Origin of the sequence: Pseudovibrio sp. WM33, assembly GCF_001623165.1 — a bacterium.
GTDB lineage: Bacteria > Pseudomonadota > Alphaproteobacteria > Rhizobiales > Stappiaceae > Pseudovibrio.
The window spans coordinates 62,464-89,103 of record NZ_LMCK01000018.1; the positions used below are offsets into that span (position 1 = coordinate 62,464).

25 protein-coding genes are annotated in these 26,640 nt (G+C 51.3%); 13 read left to right on the top strand and 12 right to left on the bottom strand.

The features are described 5' to 3' along the window. On the top strand, positions 1–253 hold a 253-nt coding region (locus PsWM33_RS04665; RefSeq protein ID WP_446737440.1), incomplete at its 5' end, for a Gfo/Idh/MocA family protein. A gap of 99 nt (positions 254–352) precedes the next feature. Beyond that, positions 353–757, top strand: a complete 405-nt coding sequence (locus PsWM33_RS04670) for a hypothetical protein (RefSeq protein ID WP_153039741.1) — start codon at positions 353–355, stop codon at positions 755–757. A gap of 407 nt (positions 758–1,164) precedes the next feature. Here PsWM33_RS04670 and PsWM33_RS04675 read toward each other — a convergent pair whose 3' ends face one another. The 4 genes from PsWM33_RS04675 to PsWM33_RS04690 form a co-directional block, all read right to left on the bottom strand. Beyond that, positions 1,165–1,392: a EutP/PduV family microcompartment system protein gene (locus PsWM33_RS04675; protein ID WP_063299398.1), complete on the bottom strand. Its 228-nt coding sequence runs from the start codon at positions 1,390–1,392 to the stop codon at positions 1,165–1,167. 84 nt (positions 1,393–1,476) lie between these two features. After that, positions 1,477–2,169, bottom strand: coding sequence for a class I SAM-dependent methyltransferase (locus tag PsWM33_RS04680; protein ID WP_063299399.1), 693 nt, complete (start codon positions 2,167–2,169; stop codon positions 1,477–1,479). Next, positions 2,166–2,615, bottom strand: coding sequence for a DNA polymerase III subunit chi (locus tag PsWM33_RS04685; protein WP_063288455.1), 450 nt, complete (start codon positions 2,613–2,615; stop codon positions 2,166–2,168). The genes PsWM33_RS04680 and PsWM33_RS04685 overlap by 4 nt, the downstream gene beginning before the upstream one ends. Positions 2,616–3,336: 721 nt before the next feature. Then, positions 3,337–4,827, bottom strand: coding sequence for a leucyl aminopeptidase (locus PsWM33_RS04690; protein ID WP_063299400.1), 1,491 nt, complete (start codon positions 4,825–4,827; stop codon positions 3,337–3,339). 284 nt (positions 4,828–5,111) lie between these two features. Between PsWM33_RS04690 and lptF the strand changes: the two genes are divergently transcribed. The 6 genes from lptF to rsmA all read left to right on the top strand — a co-directional run bounded on the left by lptF (position 5,112) and on the right by rsmA (position 12,838). Further along, the gene (lptF, locus tag PsWM33_RS04695; protein ID WP_208994395.1) at positions 5,112–6,305 is read left to right on the top strand and encodes an LPS export ABC transporter permease LptF; all 1,194 of its coding nucleotides are present in this window, start codon (positions 5,112–5,114) and stop codon (positions 6,303–6,305) included. Then, positions 6,305–7,396 (top strand): LPS export ABC transporter permease LptG, encoded by a 1,092-nt coding sequence (lptG, locus tag PsWM33_RS04700; RefSeq protein WP_063299402.1) that lies wholly within the window; start codon positions 6,305–6,307, stop codon positions 7,394–7,396. Before lptF ends, lptG begins: the two co-directional genes overlap by 1 nt. After that, positions 7,396–9,798 (top strand): LPS-assembly protein LptD, encoded by a 2,403-nt coding sequence (locus tag PsWM33_RS04705; protein WP_063299403.1) that lies wholly within the window; start codon positions 7,396–7,398, stop codon positions 9,796–9,798. The genes lptG and PsWM33_RS04705 overlap by 1 nt, the downstream gene beginning before the upstream one ends. Positions 9,799–10,006: 208 nt before the next feature. Then, positions 10,007–10,948 carry a SurA N-terminal domain-containing protein gene (locus tag PsWM33_RS04710; protein WP_063299404.1) on the top strand — a complete coding sequence of 314 codons (942 nt, stop codon included), beginning with the start codon at positions 10,007–10,009 and terminating at the stop codon, positions 10,946–10,948. Positions 10,949–10,982: 34 nt separating this feature from the next. Next, positions 10,983–11,999, top strand: a complete 1,017-nt coding sequence (gene pdxA / locus PsWM33_RS04715; protein ID WP_057465379.1) for a 4-hydroxythreonine-4-phosphate dehydrogenase PdxA — start codon at positions 10,983–10,985, stop codon at positions 11,997–11,999. Continuing rightward, entirely contained in the window at positions 11,999–12,838 is an 840-nt protein-coding gene (rsmA, locus tag PsWM33_RS04720; RefSeq protein ID WP_063299405.1) for a 16S rRNA (adenine(1518)-N(6)/adenine(1519)-N(6))-dimethyltransferase RsmA, read from the top strand. The genes pdxA and rsmA overlap by 1 nt, the downstream gene beginning before the upstream one ends. Positions 12,839–12,921: 83 nt before the next feature. Here rsmA and PsWM33_RS04725 read toward each other — a convergent pair whose 3' ends face one another. The 8 genes from PsWM33_RS04725 to fabD form a co-directional block, all read right to left on the bottom strand. Then, on the bottom strand, positions 12,922–14,301 hold the full coding sequence (locus PsWM33_RS04725) for a multicopper oxidase family protein (RefSeq protein WP_063299406.1): 1,380 nt from the start codon (positions 14,299–14,301) through the stop codon (positions 12,922–12,924). 210 nt (positions 14,302–14,511) lie between these two features. Continuing rightward, complete coding sequence (gmk, locus tag PsWM33_RS04730) at positions 14,512–15,204, bottom strand: guanylate kinase (protein ID WP_063299407.1); 693 nt, start codon at positions 15,202–15,204, stop codon at positions 14,512–14,514. 92 nt (positions 15,205–15,296) lie between these two features. Continuing rightward, the gene (locus PsWM33_RS04735) at positions 15,297–16,187 is read right to left on the bottom strand and encodes a YicC/YloC family endoribonuclease (RefSeq protein WP_063299408.1); all 891 of its coding nucleotides are present in this window, start codon (positions 16,185–16,187) and stop codon (positions 15,297–15,299) included. 244 nt (positions 16,188–16,431) lie between these two features. After that, complete coding sequence (gene mltG / locus PsWM33_RS04740; RefSeq protein WP_063299409.1) at positions 16,432–17,607, bottom strand: endolytic transglycosylase MltG; 1,176 nt, start codon at positions 17,605–17,607, stop codon at positions 16,432–16,434. A gap of 191 nt (positions 17,608–17,798) precedes the next feature. Beyond that, the gene (gene fabF / locus PsWM33_RS04745) at positions 17,799–19,064 is read right to left on the bottom strand and encodes a beta-ketoacyl-ACP synthase II (protein ID WP_057460955.1); all 1,266 of its coding nucleotides are present in this window, start codon (positions 19,062–19,064) and stop codon (positions 17,799–17,801) included. 153 nt (positions 19,065–19,217) lie between these two features. Then, positions 19,218–19,454, bottom strand: a complete 237-nt coding sequence (locus PsWM33_RS04750; RefSeq protein WP_008551920.1) for an acyl carrier protein — start codon at positions 19,452–19,454, stop codon at positions 19,218–19,220. Positions 19,455–19,728: 274 nt separating this feature from the next. Continuing rightward, complete coding sequence (gene fabG / locus PsWM33_RS04755; RefSeq protein WP_063299410.1) at positions 19,729–20,466, bottom strand: 3-oxoacyl-[acyl-carrier-protein] reductase; 738 nt, start codon at positions 20,464–20,466, stop codon at positions 19,729–19,731. Positions 20,467–20,581: 115 nt separating this feature from the next. Next, positions 20,582–21,535 carry an ACP S-malonyltransferase gene (gene fabD, locus PsWM33_RS04760; protein ID WP_063288443.1) on the bottom strand — a complete coding sequence of 318 codons (954 nt, stop codon included), beginning with the start codon at positions 21,533–21,535 and terminating at the stop codon, positions 20,582–20,584. A gap of 514 nt (positions 21,536–22,049) precedes the next feature. On the opposite strand from fabD, the gene rpsF reads away from it, so the two are divergent. From rpsF to alr, 5 genes are all read left to right on the top strand, one after another. Beyond that, positions 22,050–22,490 carry a 30S ribosomal protein S6 gene (rpsF, locus tag PsWM33_RS04765; RefSeq protein WP_063296515.1) on the top strand — a complete coding sequence of 147 codons (441 nt, stop codon included), beginning with the start codon at positions 22,050–22,052 and terminating at the stop codon, positions 22,488–22,490. A gap of 6 nt (positions 22,491–22,496) precedes the next feature. After that, the gene (rpsR, locus tag PsWM33_RS04770) at positions 22,497–22,742 is read left to right on the top strand and encodes a 30S ribosomal protein S18 (protein WP_008552033.1); all 246 of its coding nucleotides are present in this window, start codon (positions 22,497–22,499) and stop codon (positions 22,740–22,742) included. 150 nt (positions 22,743–22,892) lie between these two features. Next, positions 22,893–23,498, top strand: coding sequence for a 50S ribosomal protein L9 (rplI, locus tag PsWM33_RS04775; RefSeq protein ID WP_063299411.1), 606 nt, complete (start codon positions 22,893–22,895; stop codon positions 23,496–23,498). A 336-nt stretch (positions 23,499–23,834) separates the two neighbouring features. Next, positions 23,835–25,322 (top strand): replicative DNA helicase, encoded by a 1,488-nt coding sequence (locus tag PsWM33_RS04780; RefSeq protein ID WP_063296513.1) that lies wholly within the window; start codon positions 23,835–23,837, stop codon positions 25,320–25,322. Between the two features lie 135 nt (positions 25,323–25,457). Continuing rightward, complete coding sequence (gene alr / locus PsWM33_RS04785) at positions 25,458–26,609, top strand: alanine racemase (RefSeq protein ID WP_063296512.1); 1,152 nt, start codon at positions 25,458–25,460, stop codon at positions 26,607–26,609. The last annotated feature ends 31 nt before the right edge of the window (positions 26,610–26,640 follow it).

Sequence of the window (26,640 nt, forward strand, 5' to 3'; positions counted from 1 at the left end):
CCATCAGCGATGTCGCAGCCTGTTCGATAGTGGCGCGATTGGTAATGTTGGGGGTGGGACGTGTCACACCATGAGCCGTGGCATGGAGCACTGGCATCCAAATCCCGCATTTTTCTTTAAGGATGGTGGTGGATCAATTCTTGATCTGGGTCCGTACTACCTCACGAACCTCATTCAGTTGCTTGGGCCTGTAAAAGCCGTTTCTGCTTTGACATCCATTCCATCCCCAAAGCGAACCATCACGTCTGCATAACGTTACGGAGAGACAATATCCGTTGAAACTGAGACCACTGTTCATGCCCTGCTCAAGTTCTATAGCGATGCTGTAATTACATTTGGTTCGAGCTGGGATGTGAAAGATCATAGCTATAACCACATGGAGCTATATGGCGAAACTGGCACGCTGTATGGACCTGATCCAAACTTCTTTGGTGGTGAGGTAAGCGTTACAGATGAAAGTGGTACATCGGTAGAGCTTCCAGCCAGGCAACATCCATTTGGAGAGCCCAATCAGCAAAACGATAGCATGGGCGCTATGGCAAATTACCGAGCTGCAGGCCTCTCCGATATGGCGATGGGAATTCTTGAAGACCGCCCACATCGCTGCAATCAGGCGCTGGCACTCCATGTCGCAGACATCATGTTCTCAATTCTAGCCTCTGGCCGCGAACGACGGTTTGTAGAATTGGCAACAACCTGCAACCGTCCCTATGCGTTTTTGAAAGAAGATGCGGAGCAGATGTTGCTGAGCTCATAAAAAGATTTGGTTACTGAGTAATTTCAGAAAGTTAACTCCACCCGAAACACTTATTCCCGGCGTGTATCAACGGCATCATCTGAGGTAGGGGAATAAATTATTTCTATCCCCTTTCGCGGTTTGAAAGCTGAACTGGATGTTTGCCCGAGTTATCCAACAGAAAACGGTCTATCGTTGACGTGTTACCAGAGTTGCTTTCGCAAGCTGTATAGATTTAGAAGCGCAGTCTCAACGCTAATAACGCAAACCAACACACATAGCAGCACAACGTTGTTCCGGCTACGCATAAGGCCAATCGAGCTAAGCAATACCCCTGAACCACTTTTATTTTCCGCCTGCAGGTGAGCTGAATTAGTCATGTAATGCCTCTACTAAGTAAGATCGTAGCCGCCTTTACTTGTGATAAACTAAGATATGAAGCCTCTTTCATTGACTTCACTTAACTTGAATGCCGTTGTTTCAATTCGCTTACCTAAGTAGTCCTGAGCGGATGATACACCCGAGAGTGCAACGCCGTACTCTGCCAGTTCCCAATAAGGTTCTTGAGTGGTTTCATAGTTCAGGTGTTGATCGACAAAGTCCTCTATGAGTGTTGTTTTGCCGCTGCCGTGGGTTCCGGTGATTGCTATCCTCATGCTGTCCCCTGAAGATAAAACGCCTCTCTCCGCGCTCAGAGTGAGGCGTTTGATTGTCTGATTGTTCTCTACTGGTGCTCGGCTCTAAGCGTTGCGTTTCAGCTCCAGCCAGATGTGGGGGATGTTGCGGCCATCGTCTTTGTGCTGGACGAAGGTTGTTCTTGAAGCCTCTTCGAAGCCGTCACCGTAATACTCTGCGATCTCTTCATCCGTCAGTGGCCATGGCGGGCCTGAGCGGTCGCCGGTGCCATCATAGTACCGCCCGAGGATAATCAGCGTGCCGCCGGGTGCAACGAGGCTTTTGAGTGGCTTCACCACGTTACCGCGCATTTCAATACCGATGGCCTGCAGGGTAAAGCATTCGTAGACTAGATCGAACTTGCCAACCCAATCTGCTGGCGGGTTGAACAGGTCTGCACAACGGAACTCGATTTCACCGGATGGGAAGCGCTTGTGCGCCCACTCGATTGCTGTGGGCGCCACGTCGAAGGCGGAGGTTTTCCAACCAGCCTCATGCAAAGCATTGGCGTTATCGCCCAGCCCGCAGCCCACATCCAGCGCGGTGCGCCCCTCACCCTTGTTGTGTTCCAGCCATTCCACCAATGGCGCTTTTGGCTTCAGCTCGGCCCACGGGATCTCGTTGGTGTCGCCATCGGCAGTGGTGTAGACCTGCTCAAACCAGCTTTTGCGGTTTTCCCAGCCACCACCATTTGCACCTTCCAACGTATCCAAACGCGCGCGTAGTTGTTTGCGATGGTCTATGTCGTCAGTGGTCATGCTTTCCGGTCCCATCCGCCATTGTCGGTCTGCGCCCAGTATGTGAGTTCGTGGTCACCGTTTTTGACCTCGAGCCAGCGCTGCCGGGCTTCTTGCAAGGCATCCTGATCGTTGCCGTCGAACATATAAACGACGCGCTTGTACTGCGCCGGATCTGGCAGCGGCGCGCGGTCCACCAGAAAGCGGACGATCGCCTCATTGGGATTGTCGTTTTCCGTTGTCAGGTAGATGGGTTGAAATTCCGGATGGCCTTCCTTTTTGGTGCCATGAGGCAGGAAACCATCGTCAGAATAGGTCCAGAGGTAAGAATCAATGGCATCACACCGTGCTTCCGTTCCAAACTGGATGGTGACAACCCATTCTCTCTCCAAGCACTTTTCAAGGAGAGTGGGCAAGGCCCGTTCCAGCGGAAATTTAGAGAGCTGGTAGAACAGCACTTCACTCATATTCTGGTTTCCCGTTTATCCGGCAGGCTTTTTGCGTCCTGCAGCCCGATACGCCGTGCGTCGCATGCTGCATCAGGCTGCGCATGGAATATGTAAAGCCCAAATCACAGTGTTTCTCAATTGACCACATTTTATCCTAAAAATTGTCGTGAATGATCCCAATTACATCGGGATATTCATAGGAATCGTTGATAAACCCAACCCAGACGCTTTAAAGGGCTAGACTTAACCTCATTCCTGGGGAATTTCGGTGTGGTGTTAAGCTTAGCGAAACCGACGCCAAATTATGGAGGGTGAAATGCTCTCATCTCTGTGGTGTTGTGGGACCGCAGGCATTGTATATTTAGGAAACGACCAAATGGCAGCGCGTATTGTATTGTTTTTTGCTCTTGTATCCGGTCTTGTTGGCGTAACTGCTGCAGTGGGTGCAATGCTTCCAGAAGCCTCCAGCTCCTGTACTCATTATCAGACCTGCTGATTGACTGGAAAGCCAACTAATTCTTTCAAATATAAATTTTTCTTTGAATATAGCGCTTAGCGCATTGAACTCTTTTAAGATCAAGAATGCCCCTCTTCAATTTGAAGTGGGGTTCTTTTTTTGCCGTCATAGAGAAGTCTCTGTAGTCTCAGTGATGAGCAGTAAAAAAGGCCAGCCACAGCTTCTGTGACCGGCCTTTTTTCATTTAATTAAGCGCAGGCATTTTGCTGCCTGATGCAGGGCTTAGCCTTCGTAATGATCTTTGATCATGCGGTTCAATGCGCGCACGCCGAAGCCAGATGCCCAGCCCTGAGAGATTGCGTTTTTCTTTGAGCCCATTGCAGTGCCGGCCACATCGATGTGTGCCCACTTGGCCTCATTCGTGTGACGCTGCAGATAAACAGCTGCAGTGCTTGCACCACCCCAACGGCTGCCGCCGGTGTTGCGCATGTCTGCATTTGGAGTGTCGACCATCTTGTCGTACTCATCACCCAATGGAAGACGCCACATTTTTTCTGCAGTGGTTTCACCAGCTTCGCAGATCTGCGCAGCCAGCTCATCATCGGCAGAGAAGACACCTGCGCGGTGGCCACCCAGAGCAACCAGACAAGCGCCAGTCAGGGTTGCGAGGTCTACCATGAACTTCGGTTCAAAACGGCTTTGCGTGTACCAAAGCGCATCACCCAGCACCAAGCGGCCTTCCGCATCGGTGTTGAGGATTTCAACGGTTTGACCAGACATGGTTTTGACGATATCGCCCGGACGGATCGCGTTGCCATCTGGCATATTTTCCACCAGACCCAGCACGCAGATTGCGTTGACTGCAGCTTTACGGCCAGCAAGAGCTTTCATGAGGCCGATGACAGCTGCGGCGCCGCCCATGTCGCCCTTCATGTCTTCCATGCCAGCGCCCGGCTTCAGGGAGATACCACCTGTATCAAACACAACGCCTTTGCCAACGAATGCGATTGGAGCTTCGCCTTCCTTGCCACCATTCCATTTCATGATAGCCAAACGGGAAGGACGAACAGACCCCTGACCAACGGCCAGTAGCGCATTCATGCCCAGTTCCTGCATCTCGGCTTCGTCAAGGATCTCAACTTCCACGCCGAATTCAGAGAGCTGTTGTGCTTTTGCAGCGAACTCAACCGGGCCAAGCGTGTTGGCAGGCTCATCAACAAGAGTACGTGCGAGAAGTGTGCCTTCTGCTACAGCCTCAGCTTCTGCCCAGAGTGGCGCCACTGCTGCTGCATCCTGCACCTTCAACGTGATTTCGCAGGCTTTGTCGCCGTCTGCTTCTTTCTTAACAGTGCGGTAGGTGTCGAACTTGTAGCCACGCAGCAAAGCGCCCTGCGCAAAATCTGCTGCCTGCTGAGCAGTTGCTGCTGCTGGGAAGGTCACTTCTGCACCTTCTGCTTTGAGCGCTAGCAATTTGCCCGCAACTTCACCGCCCAGATTAACCCAGTCCTGCTCTTTCAGATCGTCAACTTTGCCAAGGCCTGCAACGATCAAACGGTCTGCATCCATACCTTCTGGAGCGAGCAAGTGCATGATGCCGGACTTCTTACCTGTGAAATCAGCAGTTTTTGCAGCGCGCTCAACAGTTTTTCCAGCAGAGCCCATCACACCCTCAGCTTCTGCTGCAAAGCTGAGTTCTTCACCTGCAAAGACGACCTGAACGGGTGCTGTTGCATCAGAATACTGCGCGATCTTAATGGATGTGAATTGCGTCATTATGTCGTTTCTTTCCTCGGGATGACCTGCGATAGGCAATTTCTAGCAGAATATGCTAGCGACCACAGGCGGACGCGTGGTCCAGCTACTCTTAAAATTCATGGCAGAACATGGCGCGATAATGGTCCCGTTACAAGGCTATGTGAAGAAACTTGCGAGTTTATTCATTAAAAGATCCGGTGATCCGGCTTTCTGCCGTATTCCGTGTTATTGAGTGGACTTGAATCATTTTGCGGCTTGGCCTCTCCCATAACGAACAAGAAAAGGTTCTGTTGCACGGCACAATGAAAACTATTGAACGCTACATCGTCAAACGCAGCTTTACCGCCTTTATTGTGACACTGGCCGCCATGACTGGCGTCGTCTGGTCCACGCAGGCGCTGCGCCAATTGGATCTGGTCACCTCAAAAGGCCAGACCCTTCTGCAGTTTGGTTACATCACTGCACTGGCTCTGCCTTTCCTCATCCTGATCGTTGCGCCCTTCGCAATGATGCTGGCGTTTATAATCGTGCTTAACAGCATGTCCCGCGACAGTGAGCTTATCGTCATCAACGCTTCGGGCGCTTCCAAGTCGCTTGTTCTTCGGCCTATCATGGTATTTTCGCTTACGATCACGGCCCTGATGTATTTCCTGTCCATGTATCTGTCCCCGACAGGCCTGGCGGAACTGCGCAGTGAGCTGACACGTGTGCGTGTTGATCTGGTCGCCAACATCATCAAGCCCGGGCGTTTCATTCCGATTGAAGAGAATCTGACCTTCCATATCCGTAACAGAAGCGGCGATGGGGTCCTTGAAGGCCTTTTGCTGGATGATGCCCGCGATCCGGAGACCTCATTTACCTACACGGCTGAAACTGGGCGAATTATCGAGGCTGCGGACAAAACGCTGCTTGTCATGATTGATGGGACGATCCAACGCCGCCCGAAAGGTGGGCAGGATATGTCCATCGTCAGCTTTGAGAGTTATGGCTTCGATTTGTCTTCGATGATTCCCGAAGCTCGAGAGCCAACATTCAAGGCAAGTGAGCGCCCGACCTTCGAATTGCTGAGTGCAAGCCCTGATGATTCTTACGCTGCAAAGCATTGGGACAAGCTAGTTGTGGAATTCCACGACCGTTTAAGTGTCCCGCTTTACCCCATTGCCTTTGGCCTGATCATCTATGCTTTCCTGGGTTCTCCCAAGACCACTCGTCAGGACCAAGGCCTTGCAATAACAACAACAATTGCAGTTGCGACCCTGCTCAGAACAGCAGGTTTTGGCGCAACGCTCATCGTGAGTTCGGCTCCAGATATGTTCCCATTGCTCTACGCAATCCCAATAATCGCAATTGCGCTTGCTGCGTGGTCCATTAGCCTGAACAGAAGACCTTGGTTTGTTCAGCGTCTGGTCGATGGAACACAAAGCCTCTTTACTGGCATTGGTCGCGTGTTCTCCAAATTAGTAGGCCGCAAGAACCAAGGGACAGCAGGACTGTAATGACCGGAAGAACGCTTAGTCTTTACATATCCAAACGGTTTTTGAAGTCGATTCTGGCCCTCTTTCTGTTTGCCGCAGTGTTGATCTTATTGTTTGACGTGCTTGAGCTTGTTCGTCGTGGTGGCGATCGTGAGGGTTTCTCCCTTCTGCGCATTGCTGCAATCTCTGCCTTGCGTGTCCCACTTCTGCTTGAACAGGTTATTCCGTTTGCCGTCCTTTTTGGCTCAATCTGGGCGTTTGTCACGCTCTCCAGAAGTCTTGAGCTCGTAGTTGCACGTGCAGCTGGTATTTCGGTCTGGCAGTTTACTGCCCCTGCTCTTCTGACTGGCCTGTTCATCGGCATTGCTGCTGTCATTGGCTACAATCCTGGCGCTGTATATCTGCAGCAGAAGTCAGATGAAGTGGCCGAAGGCTTGTTCAGTGTGGAGCAAACCTATTTGCTGGAAGGATCTGGAGAGGTTTGGCTCCGGCAGAATGGCACTGATGGTGAATCCGTTCTTCACGCACGCCATACCAGCGGGCAAGGCGCAACACTCAATGGCGTCACGATCTTCTCATTTGATCGCCAAGGCCAGTTTTCAGAGAGAATCGAAGCACGGAGAGCCGTCCTAGCTGAGGGCATGTGGCGCCTCACTGATGCCGTTGTCTATGCTGTCGACACTGATCCACAGCATTATGGGAACTACTCTGTCAGCACTTTTTTGACCCCAACCGAGGTCAAAGAGAGCATAGGGTCGCCGGAATCTATTAGTTTTTGGAGTCTTCCACGCTTTATTGAGTTATCCCAAAGGGCTGGACTACCCGCGTATAGGTATTCTTTACAATATCAGACTCTTCTAGCCAAACCCCTGTTACTTGTGGCAATGATTGTCATTGCTGCTGCTGTTTCGCTGCGTGTATCGCGTTTTGGGGGGATTGGCCGCTTGATCGTTTGGGGCATTGTTGCTGGTTTCGTGCTTTATGCCGTTTCCGAAGTCTCGAAGGATCTGGGCGGTGCTGGAATCGTTCCCACAACGGTTGCAGCATGGGCACCTGGCGTATTTGGGGTTCTTATGGGTTTTACTATTCTGTTGAATCAGGAGGATGGTTGATGGGTTCGGCCTTGATCCTGAAACAGAAAATCAAGCGAGTTGGTGCTGGCTGCGTATCGCCAGAATACCTTCGCACTGTCTCTGCAGTTGCTCTGCTGTGCGGCGCTGGCCTTGCGGTCCTCAGCGCGCCTGTTGCTGCGCAGATCGACCTCTCACAGTCTGCCCAGCAGGCTGTTGACACGTCTCAACCAATGTTGCTTGAAGCTAAAGAGCTTCGCTATGATTTTGACAATGACGTCATTATCGCAACCGGAAGTGTTGAGATCTACTTTGACAATTACACATTGCTCGCGGATCGTGTGACTTACAATCGTAAGGACGGCAAATTTTCTGCGCACGGCAATGTGGAAATGACAGAGCCTGATGGCAATCTCATTCTTGCAGATAATCTGACTTTGAGTGATGATTTCTCTGAGGGCTTCGTCAATGCTTTGCAGATTGACACTCCTCAGTTTACGCATTTCGTTGCTGAGAGCGCTGAGCGCTCTAATGACAACATCACCACACTGAGGAATGGCACTTATTCTGTCTATAAGAAGGCTCCCAAGCCTCCGTTATGGCGGATCAAGTCAACAACGATCATTCACAATCAGCAAAAGCAGCGCATCTATTTTGAGGGCGCTTCTATTGAGCTGTTCGGGAATACGATCGCCAAGATCCCTTACTTCTCAATTGCTGACCCATCAGTCGGTCGCAAATCCGGGTTCCTTCTGCCTCGTTTCGTCACTAAGAACCGCCTCGGTTTTGGCGCCGCGATTCCGTATTACTGGTCCCTTTCTCCAACATATGACCTGACGGTTACACTCACACCGCTAACGCAGCAGGGTGTCCTTGGCCAGCTGGATTGGCGGCAACAGTTTGACACTGGTTCCTACAACATTTCACTCGGCGGAATCTCTCAGGCTGATCCAACTGCCTTTAATGGCTCCAGCGGTGATGTACGTGGTCGCTTCATTGTCAACACGGATGGAAGCTTCGATCTGAGTCAACGCTGGGAAGCCGGCTGGGACATTACTTATGCAACAGATCGGGCATTCCGCGAGGACTATGGGTTTGCACGATTTGGTAGCGCTCAGGAAGTTTCCAAGCTTTTCTTGAATGGTCAAACAAAGCGGAATCTCTTTGACGCAAATGCATATGCCTTCCAGATTTCGCAGGAAGACAACCCAAGCCCAACGCAGCCGATGAATCCGATTGGGCCATTCTCTCAGGTCAATGCAGACCTTCAAGAGAAGCAGCCTTTTGTTCATCCTGTCATAGACAATGCCATTTATTTTGAGAAGTCTGTCGTTGGTGGACAACTAAACTACGATGGCAACCTCACAAGTCTGACGCGCCAGACAACTGACGCCTTCTCTGTGAATGGCCAGAACCGCTTCCGTGGTGTTGAAGGTACGTTTAGTCGTCTAAGCGCAAATCTGACTTGGCAGCGCACACTTATCGATCCGATTGGTCAGGTGTTCACACCGTTTGCCTATGCAAAGACCAACCTGTATTTCCTCGCGAACGCAGATGATAATGTGACAGCTCTTTCAGATGAGTCCATTGTCTTCCGCGGAATGCCTGCGATTGGTTTGGAATACCGTTATCCGTTCCTTGCAACATTTAACGGTGGCAATCAGGTTATCGAACCGATCGCACAGATCATTGTTCGTCCAAACGAGGCGGAGATTGGGGAACTGCCAAACGAAGATGCGCAGTCCATCGTGTTTGATGCTTCCACGCTGTTTGAGTGGGATAAGTTCTCAGGCTTCGATCGTAACGAGGGTGGTACTCGTGCAAACTTAGGTTTGCAGTACAAGCTGCAGTTTGACAAAGGCTCGTTTATCAGCGGTTTGTTTGGTCGCTCCTTCCAACTTGCCGGCCAGAACTCCTATTCAGTTCCAGGCATTCTCGATTCAACAGGCGACTCCGGCTTGCAGACTGCAGGGTCTGATTATGTGACGAGCCTTTATTTCGATGCCAATACTGGCTTTCGTGTGGGTGGTAACGCACGCTTTAGCGAACATGACTTTGGTGTAGAACGTGCGGAAGTCAGCGCAAGTGGTCGTTATGGTCCAGCTTCGACAGTTCTGTCCTATGCCTATTTGGCGGAGCGTCCAGACGCTGGGATTGATGAACAGCGCTCTGAGCTTGTTGGTGCCTTGAATCTGAACTTGCAGGAAAACTGGCGTGTCTTCGGTTCACTGCGTTATGACATGATCAACGAAAACATTGTTCAGGACACTGTTGGTCTTGGTTATGACGACGAAGGCTTCTCCGCTTCACTCTCCTATGGTGAAGACAGAAGCCGGAACAATGGTGAGCCCGTAGAACGGATCTTCTTCTTCCGATTCGGCCTCAGAACTATTGGTGATACCAGCCTTTCGACCTCAACTTCTGACTCATCCCCAAATGATTGAGTAAGTAGATAAGCTTAAACCTCTGGCTGTGCACAGGAAATAGCCAGAGGCATGACAGAATGTCGCCTACATTTGTTATTATTAGTTTGAATAAATTTTTCCGGGCTGCACCCTTCTAATTTGAGTCAAGCTGTGCCAAATATGCACCAGTGCTATCTAGGGAGCGTCCATTGAGGGCAATCGCCTTTGGGACGGAGAGCTTAACAAAATGAAACTTACTCGCTTCTGTGCTTCGCTTGTTGTTGCTGCCAGCATGCTGGCGCCACTTGGTCTGACGCTTACTTCTGCGGAAGCCGCAAGTAAAATCGTTGCTGTCGTCAATGGCCGTCCGATTACCAGTTATGAACTGCAACAGCGGTCGAAGCTTATCACGCTCACCACACGGGCGCCGTCCAGCGTTGCCAAAAGAAAAGCTAAGGATGAGCTGATTGACGAAGCGCTGAAGCTTGAAGAAGCAAAGCGGGTCGGAGTTTCAATCGTTGACAAGAAAGTCGATGATGCTTTTGCAACAATTGCACAGCGCGTTAAACTCTCACCTTCTCAATTCAAGCAAGCGCTTTCTCAAAGCGGCGTGAATCCGCGCACATTGAAAAATCGCCTACGTGCTGAAATTTCCTGGTCTGAAGTTGTCATGCAGCGATTTCGCGCGACCGTTCGGATTAATGAGTCAGACGTGATTGCTGCTCTTCAGGGCAAAGAAAACAAAGACGAGAGCGGTGCAACCAGCGTTGAATACGATCTGCAACGCATCATTTTTGTCGTCCCGAAGAAGTCCAGCAAGTCCTTCAAAAACAAGCGCGTCACTGAAATGAAGAAGCTGAGAGCCCGCTTCACTTCGTGTGAAGAAGGAACGCGTATTGCATCAGGTTTGAATGAAGTTATTGTGCGTCCAATTGGCAAACGCCTTGAAACTGATCTGCCTGCGCCTTTTGTGAAAAAGCTGAATGAGATCTCTATCGGCCGCGTCACAGCGCCTACCCCTGTAGACTCTGGATTTGAGATGATTGCTCTTTGTGGTAAAGAGACAATCAACAGTGATGCGACTGCGCGAAGCACTATCGAGGGCGAGTTGCGGAATAAAAAAGGGCAACAGCTTTCTCGCCGTTACCTTCGTGACTTGCGCTCCAATGCTGTAATCGAGCAGCGCTGATCGCCTGATCAGCAGCAGGAGATGTTTTTTTATTATGCGCAGAGTGAAATTGGCGCTCGCCCTAACAATGGGCGAGCCTGCAGGTATTGGACCTGATATTACGCTTAAAACGTGGAAGGTTCGCTTTGAACAAGCTGTTCAGCCGTTTTATGTCCTATGCGATCCAGAGCTCCTCAAAGCCCGCGCAAAACATCTCGGATTGAAAATCCCAATCAAAGTGGTGGAACCAGAAGCCGCCTGTGACTGTTTTGATGAGGCACTTCCGGTGGTTCCTCTCTCTGGTCCGGTTCAGGTAAGTCCTGGCGCTCCTTCTGGCACGAATGCTGCTCTTGTCATCGAATCCATCGAGACCGCGGTACGACATGTGAAGGATGGCAGGGCTTCAGCGGTTGTCACCAACCCGATCTCCAAGAAAATCCTTTATGACGCTGGTTTTCATCATCCGGGTCACACCGAATTTCTTGGCGACCTGGCGAAAACCTACTGGGACAAGGACGTGGAGCCAATCATGTTGTTGGCTGGTCCTGAGCTGATGGCTGTTCCACTTACAGTCCATGTTCCAATTGTGGACGTGCCAAAGCTGGTAACGAAGGACCTCATTGTCGACCGCTGCCGGGCCATCAACAAAGACATGATCGAACGGTTTGGTATTGCCTCACCACGTATTGCGATTGCAGGCCTCAACCCTCATGCAGGTGAAGGTGGCTCTATGGGGACGGAAGAGATCGAAACGATTTCTCCAGCTATTGCCCAACTGCGCAGTGAGGGCATAGATGCACGCGGTCCATTGCCTGCCGACACCATGTTCCACAGTGAAGCGCTGGATACCTATGATGTGGCTGTGGCCATGTATCATGATCAGGCGCTCATTCCTGTCAAAACTCTGGCCTTTGATGAAGCTGTGAATGTGACACTCGGCCTCCCCTATGTGCGCACATCACCCGATCACGGAACCGCATTTTCCATTGCGGGAACGAATAAGGCCTCTCCAAACAGTTTGATGGCTTCGCTGCGCCTTGCAGCAGCCCTCGCACAACCTGAGCTCGTTTAATGGCACAAATTGATGATCTGCCACCTCTGCGTGAGGTGATTGCAGAGCATGGGCTCGATGCCCGCAAATCCCTTGGTCAGAATTTTCTTCTGGACCTCAACCTTACCTCGCGCATTGCCCGCAGTGCTGGGGATCTGAGCAACTGTACCGTTGTTGAAGTTGGTCCAGGCCCCGGTGGTTTGACACGCGCCTTGCTTGCGGCTGGAGCCAAGAAGGTGGTCGCGATTGAGAAAGACACGCGATGCCTGCCTGTACTTTCTCAGATTTCAGAGCACTACAATGGCAAGCTGGAAGTGATTGAGGGTGATGCCCTCAAGTACAATCCTGCTGACCTTGCTGACGGCCCGATCAAAATTATCGCTAACCTGCCTTACAATGTGGGTACACAGCTACTGCTTGGATGGCTGACAACCGAAGAATGGCCACCATTTTGGGACTCTCTGACATTGATGTTCCAGAAAGAAGTCGGGCAGCGAATTGTTGCTGAAACAGGCAATAAAGCCTATGGGCGCCTTGGTGTTTTAGCAAACTGGCGGTGTCATACGGACATACTGTTTGACCTAAACCCAAAGGCCTTCACCCCGCCACCAAAGGTGACATCCGCTGTCGTGCAACTACATCCACGCGAAAAGCCTCTTGAATGCCTACTGAAGGCGTTGGAGCGCGTGACGGCTCATGCCTTTGGTCAACGTCGCAAGATGCTCAGAGCCAGCTTAAAAGGCCTTAAGCCTGACGCAGAAGCCCGAATTGAGGCAGCAGGACTGAAACCAACAGCCCGTGCCGAGGAAATCGACGTCGAAGGTTTCATTGCCTTGGCACATGCTTTTGACAAGGACTAGAGTAAGCTCGTTCAACTTCTAACATGATAAGGCCCTGAAGTCGGATTGACTTCAGGGCTTTTTAGTTAGCTCTAACGCGGGGATTACTCTACCCGCATGAAGGCGGTCATGCCGCTTTCCTGGTGTTCTATGATGTGGCAGTGCATGAGCCAGTCGCCTTCGTAGTCCGGGCGCACGGCCACTTGTACGCGTTCGTCTGGCAGCACGAGCGCGGTGTCGGTCCACCATGGGGCGAGCTGGCGTTTATTGCTTTTGAGGAGCTGAAAGGTCATACCGTGGATATGGATCGGGTGCGTGTGCGGGGTTCGGTTGATGAACTCGAACACATAAGATTTGTCGCGTTTGAGAACTTCCACCGGATCTAATGGGCCGCGCTCTGCGCCTTGCCATGCCTCTTTATTGACCGCCCAGAATGAAAATCCCAGACTTCCGCAGATTGGGTTGGCTGGTCGTTTTTCCGCTGTGGCCGAGAATTCCAGCGGGATGTATTCCGCGTTTTTCAGATCAGGCTGCGGGATCGGGTTGGCTGGCAACGGTTTGATCTCGCGCAGGTCGCGGTTCAAGGATTGCCCGATTGCTCTCAGTGACAGCACCGGCCATGGAGAGGATGAGGAGAAGTTGGTCAGTTCAATTTGCTGCCCTTCTCCATCTGGAATACGCATTGCTATGTCCGCACGCTGCCCCGGCCCCAATGCCAGCTTGTTAACTGCAAATGGTTTAACCGGATTGCCATCCATGGCGATGACCTTTGCATCCGTGCCTTGCGGGAAGGACAATTTGTAAATGCGGGTGACATCAGTGACGCACAGGCGCAGGCGGACAAGGGAGCCTGCTTTTACATCCATAACTGGTGCTGATTGCCAGTTAGAGGTACGGAGCGTTCCAAACGTCCCTGTTCTCGCAGATTTGCGTGGCTGGAACAGTTTGACGAACTGACCATCACTACCAAGGCGGAAGTCGCGCAGGTTTACCGGGATGTCATGATCAAAGCCGGGATCTTCATCTTCCTCGACGATCATCAAGCCTGTCATGCCGTAAGACAACTGCTCCAAAGAGTTACAGTGCGGATGATACCAGAACGTACCTGCATCATGCGGTGTGAAGCGATAGTCGAAGTGATCGTCGGTGTACACATAATGCTGGGTCAGGAATGCCACGCCGTCCATATCATTGGGCAGGCGCATGCCATGCCAATGGATCGTCGTTGGCTCTTGCAGTTTGTTGATGAGGCGACTGTGGAACGGCTGGCCCTGCTTTACGCGCAAGGTTGGTGGCATGGCGTCGCCAAATGTAAACATGTTTTTTGTGGCAGGCGCACCGTTCATCAATTGATGATCGATGTTTCTTGCAATCATATCATGGCGTTTTGGAACAGCCCACAGACTGGAGGCACCTGCCAAGCCGCCAGCAACAGCTGCCCCGCCAAACAAAGCGCCCTTCAGCGCCTGACGTCGTGTGATCATCGCTCTTTGTCCTCAAGTTCAACCCGTCTCTGTACTTGGCTGGTCAATGGCTATTCACTCACGACGGCTGCTGTTTTGCAGGGCACCTGCTCTTGAAAAGAATGCCCTGCTTGTATCTGGCTCATAATTTGATTCAAGTAGCTAATAGTTTGAATCACAAAACCACGTCAACATTCTGAATTTACAAGATTTTGCATTGTTCTTGTCTGATTATTCAGCAATGGTGGCCTTCAGGTCGGCAATCATACCTTCCATCTTCCCGGAGAGTTTTGGCAGGCGAACCCGTTTCAGGCGTTCACTTGCGATGATTGACTGCACTGTTGCAACGGCTTTATCCAGGTCATCATTTACAATGATATAGTCAAACTCCTGCCAACCGGAGACCTCGTTAATCGCGGTCTTCATGCGGCGTTTGATGGCTGCGTCATCGTCATCTCCACGGCCCCTCAGGCGGGCGTGCATTTCTGCGATTGATGGTGGCAGAACAAAGATGGCAACAACGTCTTCTCCGGCTTGTTCCTGCAATTGGCGCACGCCTGCAATATCGATATCAAACAGGATGTCTTTGCCCGCGTTCAGGCTGGCATCAACTGGCTCACGCGGGGTGCCGTAATAATTGTCGTGAACCTTGGCCCATTCCAACAGTTCGTTGGCTTTGATTTTGCGTTCAAAATCATCGGTTTCGAGAAAGTAGTAATGAACACCATGCTCTTCTGCTGCGCGACGTTGACGGGTCGTTGCTGACACAGAAAGCGCCAGTTTGTCGTCGCCTGCCAACAGTTTGTTTGCGATCGTTCCCTTTCCAGCTCCGGAGGGCGCAGCTAACACCAGCATGAAGCCGCGGCGCGCCTCTTCGATATCCTTAGCTGATACGGTGGTCCCATCTGATTTATTAGAGGTCATATTGGTTCTGTCTTCTTTTGCTTATCTGCACTTCAAACTTTTGTCTTCATGTTCTGCTGCGAAAACCGATCTCTGACTTTCGCAGCACCGCTTCACTCAATGTTTTGAGTTTGCTCGCGGAGCTGGTCGATCACTGTTTTCAGTTCAAGCCCGATTGCTGTCAGCTCGACGCTGTTGGACTTAGAACAAAGTGTGTTTGCTTCGCGGTTAAATTCCTGTGCCAGGAAGTCAAGGCGACGTCCGATGGCTCCACCTTTGACAAGCAAGTCACCGACAGCTTCCACGTGCGCGTAAAGGCGGTCCAGTTCTTCACGGATGTCTGCTTTGGTGGCAAGGACTGCTGCCTCCTGATGCAAGCGCTGAGGATCAAGCTGGCTGCTCGCCTGAAGCAGCTCGTTGACCTGAGCTTCGAGGCGGGCGCGAATGGCCTCTGGGCTGCGGGAAGGCAGTTCTTCAGCTTGCCGGGCCAAAGCCTCAATGGTATCGACCTGGCCCTTCAGCAGAGTGGCAATGGCGTTGCCTTCACTTCTGCGCATTTCGACAAGTTCGTTTAGTGCTTCATCAAAGGATGACAGAAGAGCCGCAATCTGAGCGTTCTTTTCATCTTCGCTCTCTTCAGCCTCTTCAAACTCCAAAACGCCCTTATAGCCCAGAATACCGTCGAGTGTTGGCTCTGGTGCATCAGGAAGGCGGTCCCGCAGAATGGAGATGGCTTTGAGTACTTGCTCAAGAGCTTCTTCATTTACAACCAGCGCCGTGTCGGACTGTGAACGTTGCATCTGCAGGCCCACTGAGACATTGCCGCGTTTGAGTTTCGCAGCGAGGCGCTTGCGCACTTCTGCTTCAACTCCGTCCAGTCCCTGAGGCAGTCGCAAGCGTGGATCCATGCCTTTGCCATTTACGGAACGGAGTTCCCATACCCAGCGCGTCTCTTCATAGCTGCTTTCCACGCGTGCAAAGCCGGTCATGCTCGCCAGTGCCATCCCTTGAAACTCCTCATCTGAACACCGTTTATTCGTTGGCGTTCTCATTCAATATTTGCTGGCCCTGAGCTTACCCGTGAAGTTGGTCCATGCCCATGAGGTATGTCGTTGCCCCGGCCTTTGCGCCTAACCTAATCTGATAACCAGTATGCATCTTTCAGGCATGATGCTTGCTTTCAGCAAAAAACCTGCCCGGTGTTTCAACTGGGCAGGCTTTCTCATTTTATCCTGCAAGGTTTGCAGATCAGTTCTTTTTCTTTTCCGCAGCTTGTTTGGTACGGATCTCTTTTTCAACCTTACGCCAGTTGGTTACATTGCGTTGATGCTGCTTATAGCTTTCAGCGAAAGCATGGCCGCCAGTTCCGTCAGCTACAAAGTAGAGATCCTTTGTGCGAGCAGGGTTTGCGACCGCTTCCAGAGCTGCAGCACTCGGGTTGCCGATTGGTCCCGGAGGCAGTGCTTTGATCTGGTATGTGTTGTAAGGGTTCTTTTCCTTGAGCATTGAGCGCGTGATCGCAGAGCGATCTTTTGTCCAGGCATCTCCACCGAACAAACCGTAAAGGATTGTTGGATCAGACTGCAACGGCATGCCCTTGCGCAGGCGATTGACGAAGACAGAGGCAACGCGCGGATGCTCATCCACCTTGGACGTTTCCTTCTCCACGATAGAGGCAAGGATCACAAGTTGTTCTGGCGTATCAATCGGCAAGCCCTGAGAGCGCTTTTCCCAGATGCGGGCGATGTGATCATTCATCGCCTTTTCCATCTGCTCGATAATGCGCGCCTTCGCGGTTCCACGGGTGAATGTATAGGTTTCTGGCAGCAGCGAGCCTTCTGCAGGGATTGCAGAGATTTCACCGGTCAGGATCTTGTTTGCATTCAGGCGATTGATGATCTGGGCACTGCTCCAGCCTTCCGGGAAGGTTACGGAGTGGTACACCGCACGGCCACTAACAAGATCTTCCATGACGGTCTTCATGGAGATGCCTAGCGGGAACTCGTACTCACCAGCTTTGATCTTGTTCTCATTTTTGAACAGGCGGGTGCCTGCTTCAAATACGAGTGAATTGGTAATGACGCCTTCGTCTTCCAGCTTAGCAGCAATCTGCGGCAGACTCATTCCACTCGCGACAATGAAGATTTTCTCTTCTGTCAGCGGACCGGTGGCATCAAACTCGCCCTTCCCCCAATAAAGTGCAGCGCCGGCAACGATAATGCCGAGTACAGCTATGGAAAGCAGAAAGTTGATAGTGATGACGACTGGATTGCGAGCATGACGGGAACGCGGCGGAGGTGGTGGTGCAGCTTCTGGCTGAATAGCGCGGCTGGGACTCCGCGGTGCAGATTGCCCACCCGGCTGAATATGAAGATCAGACTGATCTTGAGGCCCATTTGAGTTGTCTTCAGGCGATTGAGCCATTGTAACCCTCTATACGGGAGCGCTCAAAGCACTCCATTACTAGCGTATCCTTAGCAAAAACCGGTGCCCACTTTTCGCAGATACGCTTTAAATACTCATTACAGAGCCTAACCCATTCGGGAGCCGCAATATAAAAGGCCAGATTCCGCCATGCGGAGTCTGGCCTTTTATTTCTTGATCAAAAAAGCGAGTTATGACTCGACTTTTTTGAGAACCAGAGACGCGTTTGTGCCGCCAAAGCCAAATGAGTTAGACAGAGCATAATTAATCTCCATCTTCTTGGCTTTATTAGGGACCAAGTCAATCTCAGTTTCAACTGATGGATTTTCAAGGTTGATCGTTGGCGGAGCAATCTGATCACGGATCGCCAAAGCGGTGAAGATTGCCTCAACTGCACCAGCGGCACCCAACAGGTGGCCGGTTGCAGATTTGGTGGATGACATGGTCAAAGACCCGGCATCATCACCAGCCAAACGCTCAACTGCACCCAGCTCAATCTCATCACCCAGAGGTGTCGAGGTGCCGTGTGCGTTAACGTAATCAACATCACCGAGAGAAATGCCAGCACGTTTCAGCGCAGCTTTCATACAACGGTAGCCACCGTCGCCGTCGGATGCTGGTGCCGTGATGTGGTATGCATCACCGGAAAGACCATAGCCAACAACTTCAGCGTAGATTTTTGCACCGCGCGCAACGGCGTGCTCGTATTCTTCCAGAACAACAACGCCAGAGCCGTCGCCCATGACAAAGCCATCACGGTCTTTATCGTAGGGGCGAGAGCCTTTTTCCGGCTCATCGTTGTAGCCAGTAGACAGAGCTTTACAGGCGTTAAACCCGGCAATGCCCAGACGGCAGATTGTGCTCTCAGTGCCGCCAGCGACCATAACGTCTGCATCATCCAATGCGATCAGACGGGCAGCATCGCCAATAGCGTGCGCACCAGTGGAACAAGCTGTAACCACTGAGTGGTTCGGGCCTTTGAGTTTGTGCTTGATGGACACATAACCGCTTGCAAGGTTGATCAAGCGGCCAGGAATAAAGAACGGGCTAACACGACGCGGGCCCTTCTCTTCCATCATAATAGCTGTTTCAGCGATACCCTGAAGACCGCCAATTCCAGACCCAATCAAGGTGCCGGAGCGGTTCTGCTCTTCTTCGGTTTCTGGATTCCATCCCGAATCTGCAATTGCCTGATCGGCAGCTGCTACAGCATAAATGATAAAGTCATCAACTTTACGCTGTTCTTTTGGGAGCATGAAATCGTCTGGATTGAAGGTTCCATCGGTTCCATCGCCAAGTGGTACCTGACAGGCGATTTTGGTTTGAAGGTCTTCAATTTCGAAACCCTCGATGCGCCGTGCACCGCTCTTACCTTCAAGAATTCGCTGCCAAGAAATTTCTGCACTGCTGCCCAGTGGGCTAACCATGCCAATGCCTGTGATAACGACTCGACGCATATTTCCTGCACTTTAATTAGATTGGCGCTGCCAGCCCTTTGTGTCGTACTGGAAGACATAAGTGTCATTCTCTGCGACAGGCATACAGCTGAAAAGGAAACAGGCGCGGCGAGCGCAAATGACCCACCGCGTGCCTAGCTTTTTGAAACAGGATTAGCCCTGTTTGGATTCGATGAACTTTACAGCATCGCCAACGGACTGAATGGTTTCAGCAGCATCGTCCGGGATTTCAACGCCAAATGCTTCTTCGAAAGCCATTACCAGTTCAACGGTGTCCAGGCTGTCTGCACCCAGATCGTCGATGAAGCTTGCAGATTCAACGACCTTGTCAGCCTCTACGCCGAGGTGTTCGACAACGATCTTCTTTACCTGCTCTGCAACATTGCTCATTTTAAGTCCTCAATTGGTTTTCAAGGTAGTGTTTCGGTCCGCTTCGCGGGGCCTTGTTTCACTCGGCTCCCGTGTTACATACTCTGGTTCTTTTGAAAAGACGCAACGGCCCATATGTTAAGCCGCTTCCAAAGAAAACCGCAGCTTTTCCGTTCCTCTTTCCAAGAGGTCACTTCTAATCGGCGGGTTCCTAGCACAATTAGTACTGGTTTACCAGCCGCCAGTAGTGATTGCCCCATTTGTAAGAGGATCGGACCGGCTGCGTATTTCTTCGTTAAATCATCGCCATACCGCCATTCACGTGCAGTGTCTGACCGGTAACGTACGCTGCTTCATCACTTGCGAGATAAACAGCTGCACCTGCGATTTCTTCAGCAGTGCCCAAACGACCAGCTGGAACGTTGCCCAGGATCGATTCGCGCTGCTTTTCGTTCAGCTCGTCGGTCATCGCGGTTGAGATGAAACCTGGAGCAATTGTGTTTACGGTGATCTTGCGAGACGCCACTTCCTGCGCCAAAGACTTGGACATGCCGATCATGCCAGCTTTTGCAGCAGAGTAGTTCACCTGACCTGCGTTGCCAGTAACACCAACAACAGAGGTAATTCCGATAATGCGGCCCTGACGACGCTTCATCATGCCTTTGATTGCAACACGGCAGATGCGGAATGTTGCGGACAGGTTCACTTCAAGAACCTGATCCCACTCTTCGTCTTTCATCCGCATGAAGATGTTATCACGGGTGATACCAGCGTTGTTCACGAGGATATCGAGAGCGCCCATCATTTCTTCAGCAGCTGGTACAAGCGCATCAACGCTGTCACGGTCAGACAGGTTTGCCGCCTTAATGTGAACACGATCGCCCAGATCAGATGCCAGCGCTTCCAGCTTTGCTTCGCGGGTGCCGGACAGAGTTACAGTTGCGCCTTGCGCATGAAGAGCGCGTGCAATCGCTTCACCGATACCACCGGTCGCGCCGGTTACGAGTGCGCTTTTACCTTCTAAATTGAACATGCCGTTGGTCTCCTCGGCTTAAAATCCGTTTGAAGAAAGCTCATAGGGAGGAACCATAGGTTACGTCTATACGCAGTGCAAAATGCGGTGCCTATAAGCCTTCAAAATCTGTGTATTAGCTTTCGACGCCTTCAAGGCGTGCAACAAGTGCATCAATATCTTCTGCTGTGTTGATCGCAACACCTTCCAGAGACTTGACGATACGGCGCACCATGCCACTGAGAACCTTGCCGGTGCCGATTTCAACGAGCGTGGTCACTCCGTTGTCAGCCATCCAGGTTACAGATTCGCGCCAGCGTACAGTTCCAGTCACCTGCTCTACGAGACGGGTGCGGATTTCTTCCGGATCAGTGATTGGTGCAGCAAGAACGTTTGCAACAAGTGGAACAACCGGTGCTTTAATCTCAACTTCAGCCAGTGCCTTTGCCATTGCGTCTGCAGCAGGCTGCATCAAAGAGCAATGGAACGGTGCGGATACCGGAAGCAGAACAGCACGGCGAGCACCTTTGCCTTTTGCGATTTCACAGGCGCGCTCAACAGCTGCTTTATGACCAGACACAACAACCTGCCCGGTTGCGTTGTCATTGGCTGCCTGACAAACTTCACCCTGAGCGGCTTCCTGTGCAACTTCCATCGCCTGATCGAAGTCCAGCCCCAGGAGAGCAGCCATTGCGCCCTCACCCACTGGCACTGCTTTTTGCATTGCGTCACCGCGAATGCGCAGCAGACGTGCTGCATCGGCAATGCTCAAAGAGCCTGCTGCAGCCAGTGCAGAGTATTCACCAAGAGAATGGCCAGCTACAAAACTTGCCGCTTTGGACAGGTCAACGCCTTTTGCCTCAAGCACACGCATGGTGGCGAGACTTACAGCCATCAGAGCTGGCTGAGTGTTTGCAGTGAGGGTCAGCTCGTCTGCCGGACCGTCCCACATGATCTTGGTCAGAGACTGACCGAGAGCTGCATCAACTTCCTCAAATACAGCGCGCGCTTCCGGGAACGTGTCGGCAAGTTCTTTACCCATTCCAACCGTCTGGCTGCCCTGTCCGGGAAATGTAAATGCAATAGTCATTTATAAATAGCTCCGTCGCACTCTATATTGCGTCAATGTGGGCCAATTGCCTCAAATGTGGGTGGTCCACTTTGTATTCCAAGATGGGGCGGCTATAAATTCACCAAATACGTGCAAATTATGACCGCCGCCAAAACTAGTAGCACTGCAGATGCCCTATTGGTCAGCTGCTTGCACCTTCAAGAAACCTAAGGAAAACCTTGGTTGCCTGCGTACTCATCGGGGCGACATGAGCCGCCTCGCAAGCGCAATGTCAAGACTGCATCTGGAAAAAAGGTCTTTTTCCCCGATAGTACTTGTCTTTTGTAGGGGATTGGCTATAAAGCGCATCTCGTTTCCGGTATTAGGCCGGAGGCTTAAAGGAAGGCAGCCCTTTGGGGTTGTAGGAGTTGAAAGATATCCGTCTTCCCGTGTCTCCGCTCTTGTGTAAACATCTTCTGGGCCTTTTTCTGAGGGCCGTTCGAAGGGGCTTTGCGCCAATACCGGAATTGTTTAACTCAGAAAGGCAATCCACATGGCGCTCTATGAGCACGTGTTCCTGGCTCGTCAGGACATTTCTACTCAGCAGGTTGAAGCCCTCGTTGAACAGTTCAAAACTGTTCTCGAAGAAAACGGCGGCAAAGTCGGCAAAATCGAAACTTGGGGTCTGCGTACCCTGACTTACCGTATCAACAAGAACCGTAAGGCTCACTACACTCTAATGAATGTAGATGCTCCACACTCGGCTGTTGCTGAAATGGAACGTCAGATGGGCCTGAGCGAAGACATCCTTCGTTTCATGACCATCCGTGTAGAAGAGCTGGACGAAGAACAGTCCGCTATGATGCAGAAGCGTGATCGCGACGACCGTCGTCGTGGTGACCGTAACGATCGTGGTCCACGTCCGGACCGTGGCGATCGCGGTGATCGTGGCCCACGCCCTGATCGTCGTCCTGAAGCACCTGCAGCGGAGTAATTGAAAATGGCTGAATCTTCTTCCGCAGGACGTCGTCCTTTCTTCCGTCGTCGTAAGACCTGCCCATTCTCTGGCGCAAACGCTCCAAAGATTGACTACAAGGACATCCGTCTTCTGCAGCGCTACATCTCTGAGCGCGGCAAGATCGTTCCTTCCCGTATTACCGCAGTATCTGCGAAGAAACAGCGTGAGCTGGCTCGTGCCATCAAGCGCGCTCGTTTCCTCGGCCTGCTGCCTTTCGTAATCAAGTAAGTCTTGATTATTGGGTCAGGGTGTTTTGCACCCTGGCCTTTTTCATGATCCTGACATGTCGGGATCACGGTTGAGAGATTGATCGCGTCAGCGAGAAGCTCTCTCTAACTGCGGATCACACTTTCCGCAGGACAGCAAAGGAGATATTCCATGAAAGTTATCCTTCTTGAGCGTGTGGCTAAACTTGGCCAGATGGGCGAAACCGTAGCTGTTAAAGACGGTTACGCACGTAACTTCCTGCTGCCTCAGGGCAAAGCACTTCGTGCAAACAAAGCTAACCTTGAGCGCTTTGAAGGCGAGCGTGTGCAGCTTGAAGCTCGTAACCTTGAGCGTAAGACTGAAGCTGAAGCAGTTGGCACAAAGCTGGCTGGCGCAAGCATCGTTGTTATCCGCGCAGCTGGCGAAACTGGTCAGCTCTACGGTTCTGTTGCTACCCGCGATATCGCCGGTGAACTGGCCGAAGCAGGCTTCAGCGTTGTTCGCTCCCAGGTTTCCCTGCGCGCGCCAATCAAGACCATCGGTCTGCACGACGTATCCATCGTTCTTCACCCTGAAGTTGAAGTTGAAATCTCTGTTAACGTTGCTCGTTCTGAAGACGAAGCTAACCGTCAGGCAGCAGGCGAAGACCTCACAGGCCGTGAAGAAGACAGCTTTGAATTCGACGAAGATCTCGACGAAGACGAAGAGCTGGAAGACGGCGAAGAAGCTTCTGACGAAGACGAAGCTGAAGGCGAAGAAAAAGAAACCGAAGAATAATTTTTCTTCACTTTTCGATGAAAAAGGCAGGGTCTACGACTCTGCCTTTTTTTATGCACTGATCTTGGCAGAATCGGCAAACCCCCCGCTGATTCTATTCCTCAAAAAAGAGTTTGCTAATAATTGTAGTTAGGGCAAAAAACCCTGAATACGGCTGATTTTAAACAATTATTCTAAGCTTTTCTCGCGTCTAGAGAGTAGCGACTGTCAATTGGCAACCTGCAATTTTCCCCGCTGATTTAATTTTGTTAAAGAACTGGGCTTAAGGTGCGAAGCCCCCCTTTTCCTGCCCGCCTTAAAGCTGTAACCAAGTTGCCAAGCGGCACGAGGGGCGGAATGAAGGGCACAGTCCAAAAATTAGAGAAGGCTAGTGAGACCATGCGAGTGGTCCCGCATAATGCCGAGGCAGAGCGCCAGCTTCTTGGTGCCATTATGGTAAACAACGAGACCTATTATCGTGTCTCGGAGTTTTTAGAAGCGCGCCATTTTTTCTTAGCTCCCCACAAGGATATCTATGACAAATGCGGAGCGTTGATTAAGGCAGGCAAGATTGCCTCGCCCATTACGCTCAAAACGTTTTTTCCGGCAGATGAGAAGATTGCAGACTTGTCTGCAACTCAGTATCTGCTGCGTCTTGCAGGTGATGCAACTTCTGTGATCAACGCAGAAGATTACGGCAAGACCATTTACGATCTGGCGACTCGCCGTAACCTGATCACCATTGGCGAAGACATGGTGAACATTGCTTATGACGCGCCCATCGATATGCCACCGTCCTCTCAGATTGACGATGCTGAGCGTCGTTTGTTTGAACTGGCGGAGACTGGCCGGTCTGATGGTGGTTTTCAGGACTTTGGCAGTGCACTAACTGAAACCATTGAGATGGCTGCAGCAGCCTTTCAGCGTGAAGGCGCCCTTTCCGGTGTTTCAACAGGTTTGCGTGACCTGGACAAACTCATGGGTGGTTTGCAGTCTTCGGATTTGGTCGTTCTGGCTGGTCGTCCTGCGATGGGTAAAACCTCGCTGGTTACAAACATCGCTTATAACATTGCTGAAAATTATCAGACTGAAGAGATGCCGGATGGCACTGTTCGGACTGTAAATGGCGGCGTTGTTGGCTTCTTCTCTTTGGAAATGAGTGCCGAACAGCTGGCTACTCGTATTATTTCCGAACAGACAGAGATTTCTTCCTCCAAGATTCGCCGCGGCGACATCAACGAGATTGAATTTGAGAAGCTGGTTGCGGCAACACAGCATATGCAACACGTTCCACTTCATGTGGACCAAACAGGTGGTATTTCCATCGCGTCCCTCGTTTCCAAAGCCCGGCGGCTGAAGAGACAAAAGGGGCTGGATATGATCGTGGTCGACTATATTCAGCTGCTATCTGGTTCTTCCAAGAATCAGGGCAACCGTGTTCAGGAAATTACTGAGATCACCACCAACCTTAAAGCGCTGGCGAAGGAACTTAATGTTCCGATCATCGCGCTGTCCCAGCTCTCTCGTCAGGTTGAAAACCGTGACGACAAACGTCCACAAATGTCTGACCTTCGTGAATCTGGCTCGATCGAGCAGGATGCGGATGTGATCATGTTTGTGTATCGTGAAGAGTACTACATGGGCAAAAAAGAACCGCCTGAAGGCACTCCAGAATATGAAGAATGGAGTGGCAAGATGGAGCAGTTGCGCGGCAAGGCGGAAGTCATTATCGCCAAGCAGCGTCACGGTCCAACTGGCATTGTTGATCTGCAGTTCCAGGGCGAGTTCACTCGCTTCTCCGATCTGGCAGACGACGCCCATATTCCTGACAGAATTATGGAGTAGGGCTAGTTCATCTTACTGAATTAGCGATTGGCCTGGGGTAACGCACATCAGTTGTGCAATGCTCCGGGTCTTTCTTTTTAAATTCAGATATTTTTTGTAGGCTATTGCGCATTCAAAGAATCTGAGGGCAATCGCGTGACACATTCTGCCGCTCCTACATCTTCCCGCGCAGCTCATTCTGCTGGCGGTGCAGCAAAGCTAACTATCGACCTTACCGCTTTACGCTCGAACTGGTGTTATTTGAATGGCAAGGTGGGGGATAGCTGTACCTGCGCTGTGGTGCTTAAAGCCAATGGTTATGGGACTGGTGCTACAGAAGTTGGCAAAACACTTTATCACACCGGAGCCCGTGTCTTTTTTGTTGCGCTTCCTGAAGAAGGAATCGACCTGCGCAAAGAGCTGCCGCACGCAGAAATCTATGTGCTGAATGGCCTCTTCCGTGGCCGTGAGAAGTTCTATTACGATTTCAATCTCAAACCGGTCTTAAACAGTCTTGAGGAAGCGGCTGAATGGTCTGCTTTTGCGCAAGGTCTGGATGAAGAGCTGCCTGCGGCTTTGCATTTTGATACAGGCATGCATCGTTTGGGCATGTCCATTGGAGATGCGTTGAAAACTGGTGAGTCGCCTCATTTCCTTAAAGGAATCAAGATCGATCTGATCATGAGCCATCTTGCTTGCGCTGATACGCCTGACCACGAGCTCAATACGAAACAACTGGATCGTTTCCAGAGGGTTTGTGAATTGTTTCCGGGAGCCCGCAAATCCTTGAGCAACTCTGCCGGTATTTTCCTGGGAGCTGATTACCACTTCGACATGGTTCGCCCAGGCATTGCGCTTTATGGAGGAAACCCAGTTCCTGATGATAGCAATCCGATGCTTCCGGTTGCGCATGTTCTGGCAGAAATCATTAGTTTGCGTGAGGTTCCGCACGGCGATCCTGTGGGTTACGGGGCTTCCCGTGTAACACCGCGAAAAAGCCGGATTGCAACCATAAATGCAGGCTATGCGGATGGTCTACACCGACTGGTTGGCAGCTCCGACGACCAGCCTAATGGCGCAAGGGTTTATATCGGCGGGCACTTTGCGCCCATCTTTGGCCGTGTCTCCATGGATATGATTGCAGTCGATGTGACGGATATTCCCGAGGAACATCTGTCACGTGGTGCACCGGTTGAGATTATGGGCGCACATGTAAACGTGGATGAATTGGCAAACTTTGCTCAAACCATCCCATATGAATTGCTGTGTAGCCTTGGAGCACGCTATACACGCCACTATAAACGCTAGCGAGCTAAACACTGGCAGGAACCTGAATTCG

Bases quoted from the DNA above. Each gene is read 5' to 3' on its own strand.
- PsWM33_RS04675 (WP_063299398.1), bottom strand. From the start codon at position 1,392: ATGAGGATAGCAATCACCGGAACCCACGGCAGCGGCAAAACAACACTC.
- PsWM33_RS04680 (WP_063299399.1), bottom strand. From the start codon at position 2,169: ATGACCACTGACGACATAGACCATCGCAAACAACTACGCGCGCGTTTG.
- PsWM33_RS04685 (WP_063288455.1), bottom strand. From the start codon at position 2,615: ATGAGTGAAGTGCTGTTCTACCAGCTCTCTAAATTTCCGCTGGAACGG.
- PsWM33_RS04690 (WP_063299400.1), bottom strand. From the start codon at position 4,827: ATGACGCAATTCACATCCATTAAGATCGCGCAGTATTCTGATGCAACA.
- lptF (WP_208994395.1), top strand. From the start codon at position 5,112: ATGAAAACTATTGAACGCTACATCGTCAAACGCAGCTTTACCGCCTTT.
- lptG (WP_063299402.1), top strand. From the start codon at position 6,305: ATGACCGGAAGAACGCTTAGTCTTTACATATCCAAACGGTTTTTGAAG.
- PsWM33_RS04705 (WP_063299403.1), top strand. From the start codon at position 7,396: ATGGGTTCGGCCTTGATCCTGAAACAGAAAATCAAGCGAGTTGGTGCT.
- PsWM33_RS04710 (WP_063299404.1), top strand. From the start codon at position 10,007: ATGAAACTTACTCGCTTCTGTGCTTCGCTTGTTGTTGCTGCCAGCATG.
- pdxA (WP_057465379.1), top strand. From the start codon at position 10,983: ATGCGCAGAGTGAAATTGGCGCTCGCCCTAACAATGGGCGAGCCTGCA.
- rsmA (WP_063299405.1), top strand. From the start codon at position 11,999: ATGGCACAAATTGATGATCTGCCACCTCTGCGTGAGGTGATTGCAGAG.
- PsWM33_RS04725 (WP_063299406.1), bottom strand. From the start codon at position 14,301: ATGATCACACGACGTCAGGCGCTGAAGGGCGCTTTGTTTGGCGGGGCA.
- gmk (WP_063299407.1), bottom strand. From the start codon at position 15,204: ATGACCTCTAATAAATCAGATGGGACCACCGTATCAGCTAAGGATATC.
- PsWM33_RS04735 (WP_063299408.1), bottom strand. From the start codon at position 16,187: ATGGCACTGGCGAGCATGACCGGCTTTGCACGCGTGGAAAGCAGCTAT.
- mltG (WP_063299409.1), bottom strand. From the start codon at position 17,607: ATGGCTCAATCGCCTGAAGACAACTCAAATGGGCCTCAAGATCAGTCT.
- fabF (WP_057460955.1), bottom strand. From the start codon at position 19,064: ATGCGTCGAGTCGTTATCACAGGCATTGGCATGGTTAGCCCACTGGGC.
- PsWM33_RS04750 (WP_008551920.1), bottom strand. From the start codon at position 19,454: ATGAGCAATGTTGCAGAGCAGGTAAAGAAGATCGTTGTCGAACACCTC.
- fabG (WP_063299410.1), bottom strand. From the start codon at position 20,466: ATGTTCAATTTAGAAGGTAAAAGCGCACTCGTAACCGGCGCGACCGGT.
- fabD (WP_063288443.1), bottom strand. From the start codon at position 21,535: ATGACTATTGCATTTACATTTCCCGGACAGGGCAGCCAGACGGTTGGA.
- rpsF (WP_063296515.1), top strand. From the start codon at position 22,050: ATGGCGCTCTATGAGCACGTGTTCCTGGCTCGTCAGGACATTTCTACT.
- rpsR (WP_008552033.1), top strand. From the start codon at position 22,497: ATGGCTGAATCTTCTTCCGCAGGACGTCGTCCTTTCTTCCGTCGTCGT.
- rplI (WP_063299411.1), top strand. From the start codon at position 22,893: ATGAAAGTTATCCTTCTTGAGCGTGTGGCTAAACTTGGCCAGATGGGC.
- PsWM33_RS04780 (WP_063296513.1), top strand. From the start codon at position 23,835: ATGAAGGGCACAGTCCAAAAATTAGAGAAGGCTAGTGAGACCATGCGA.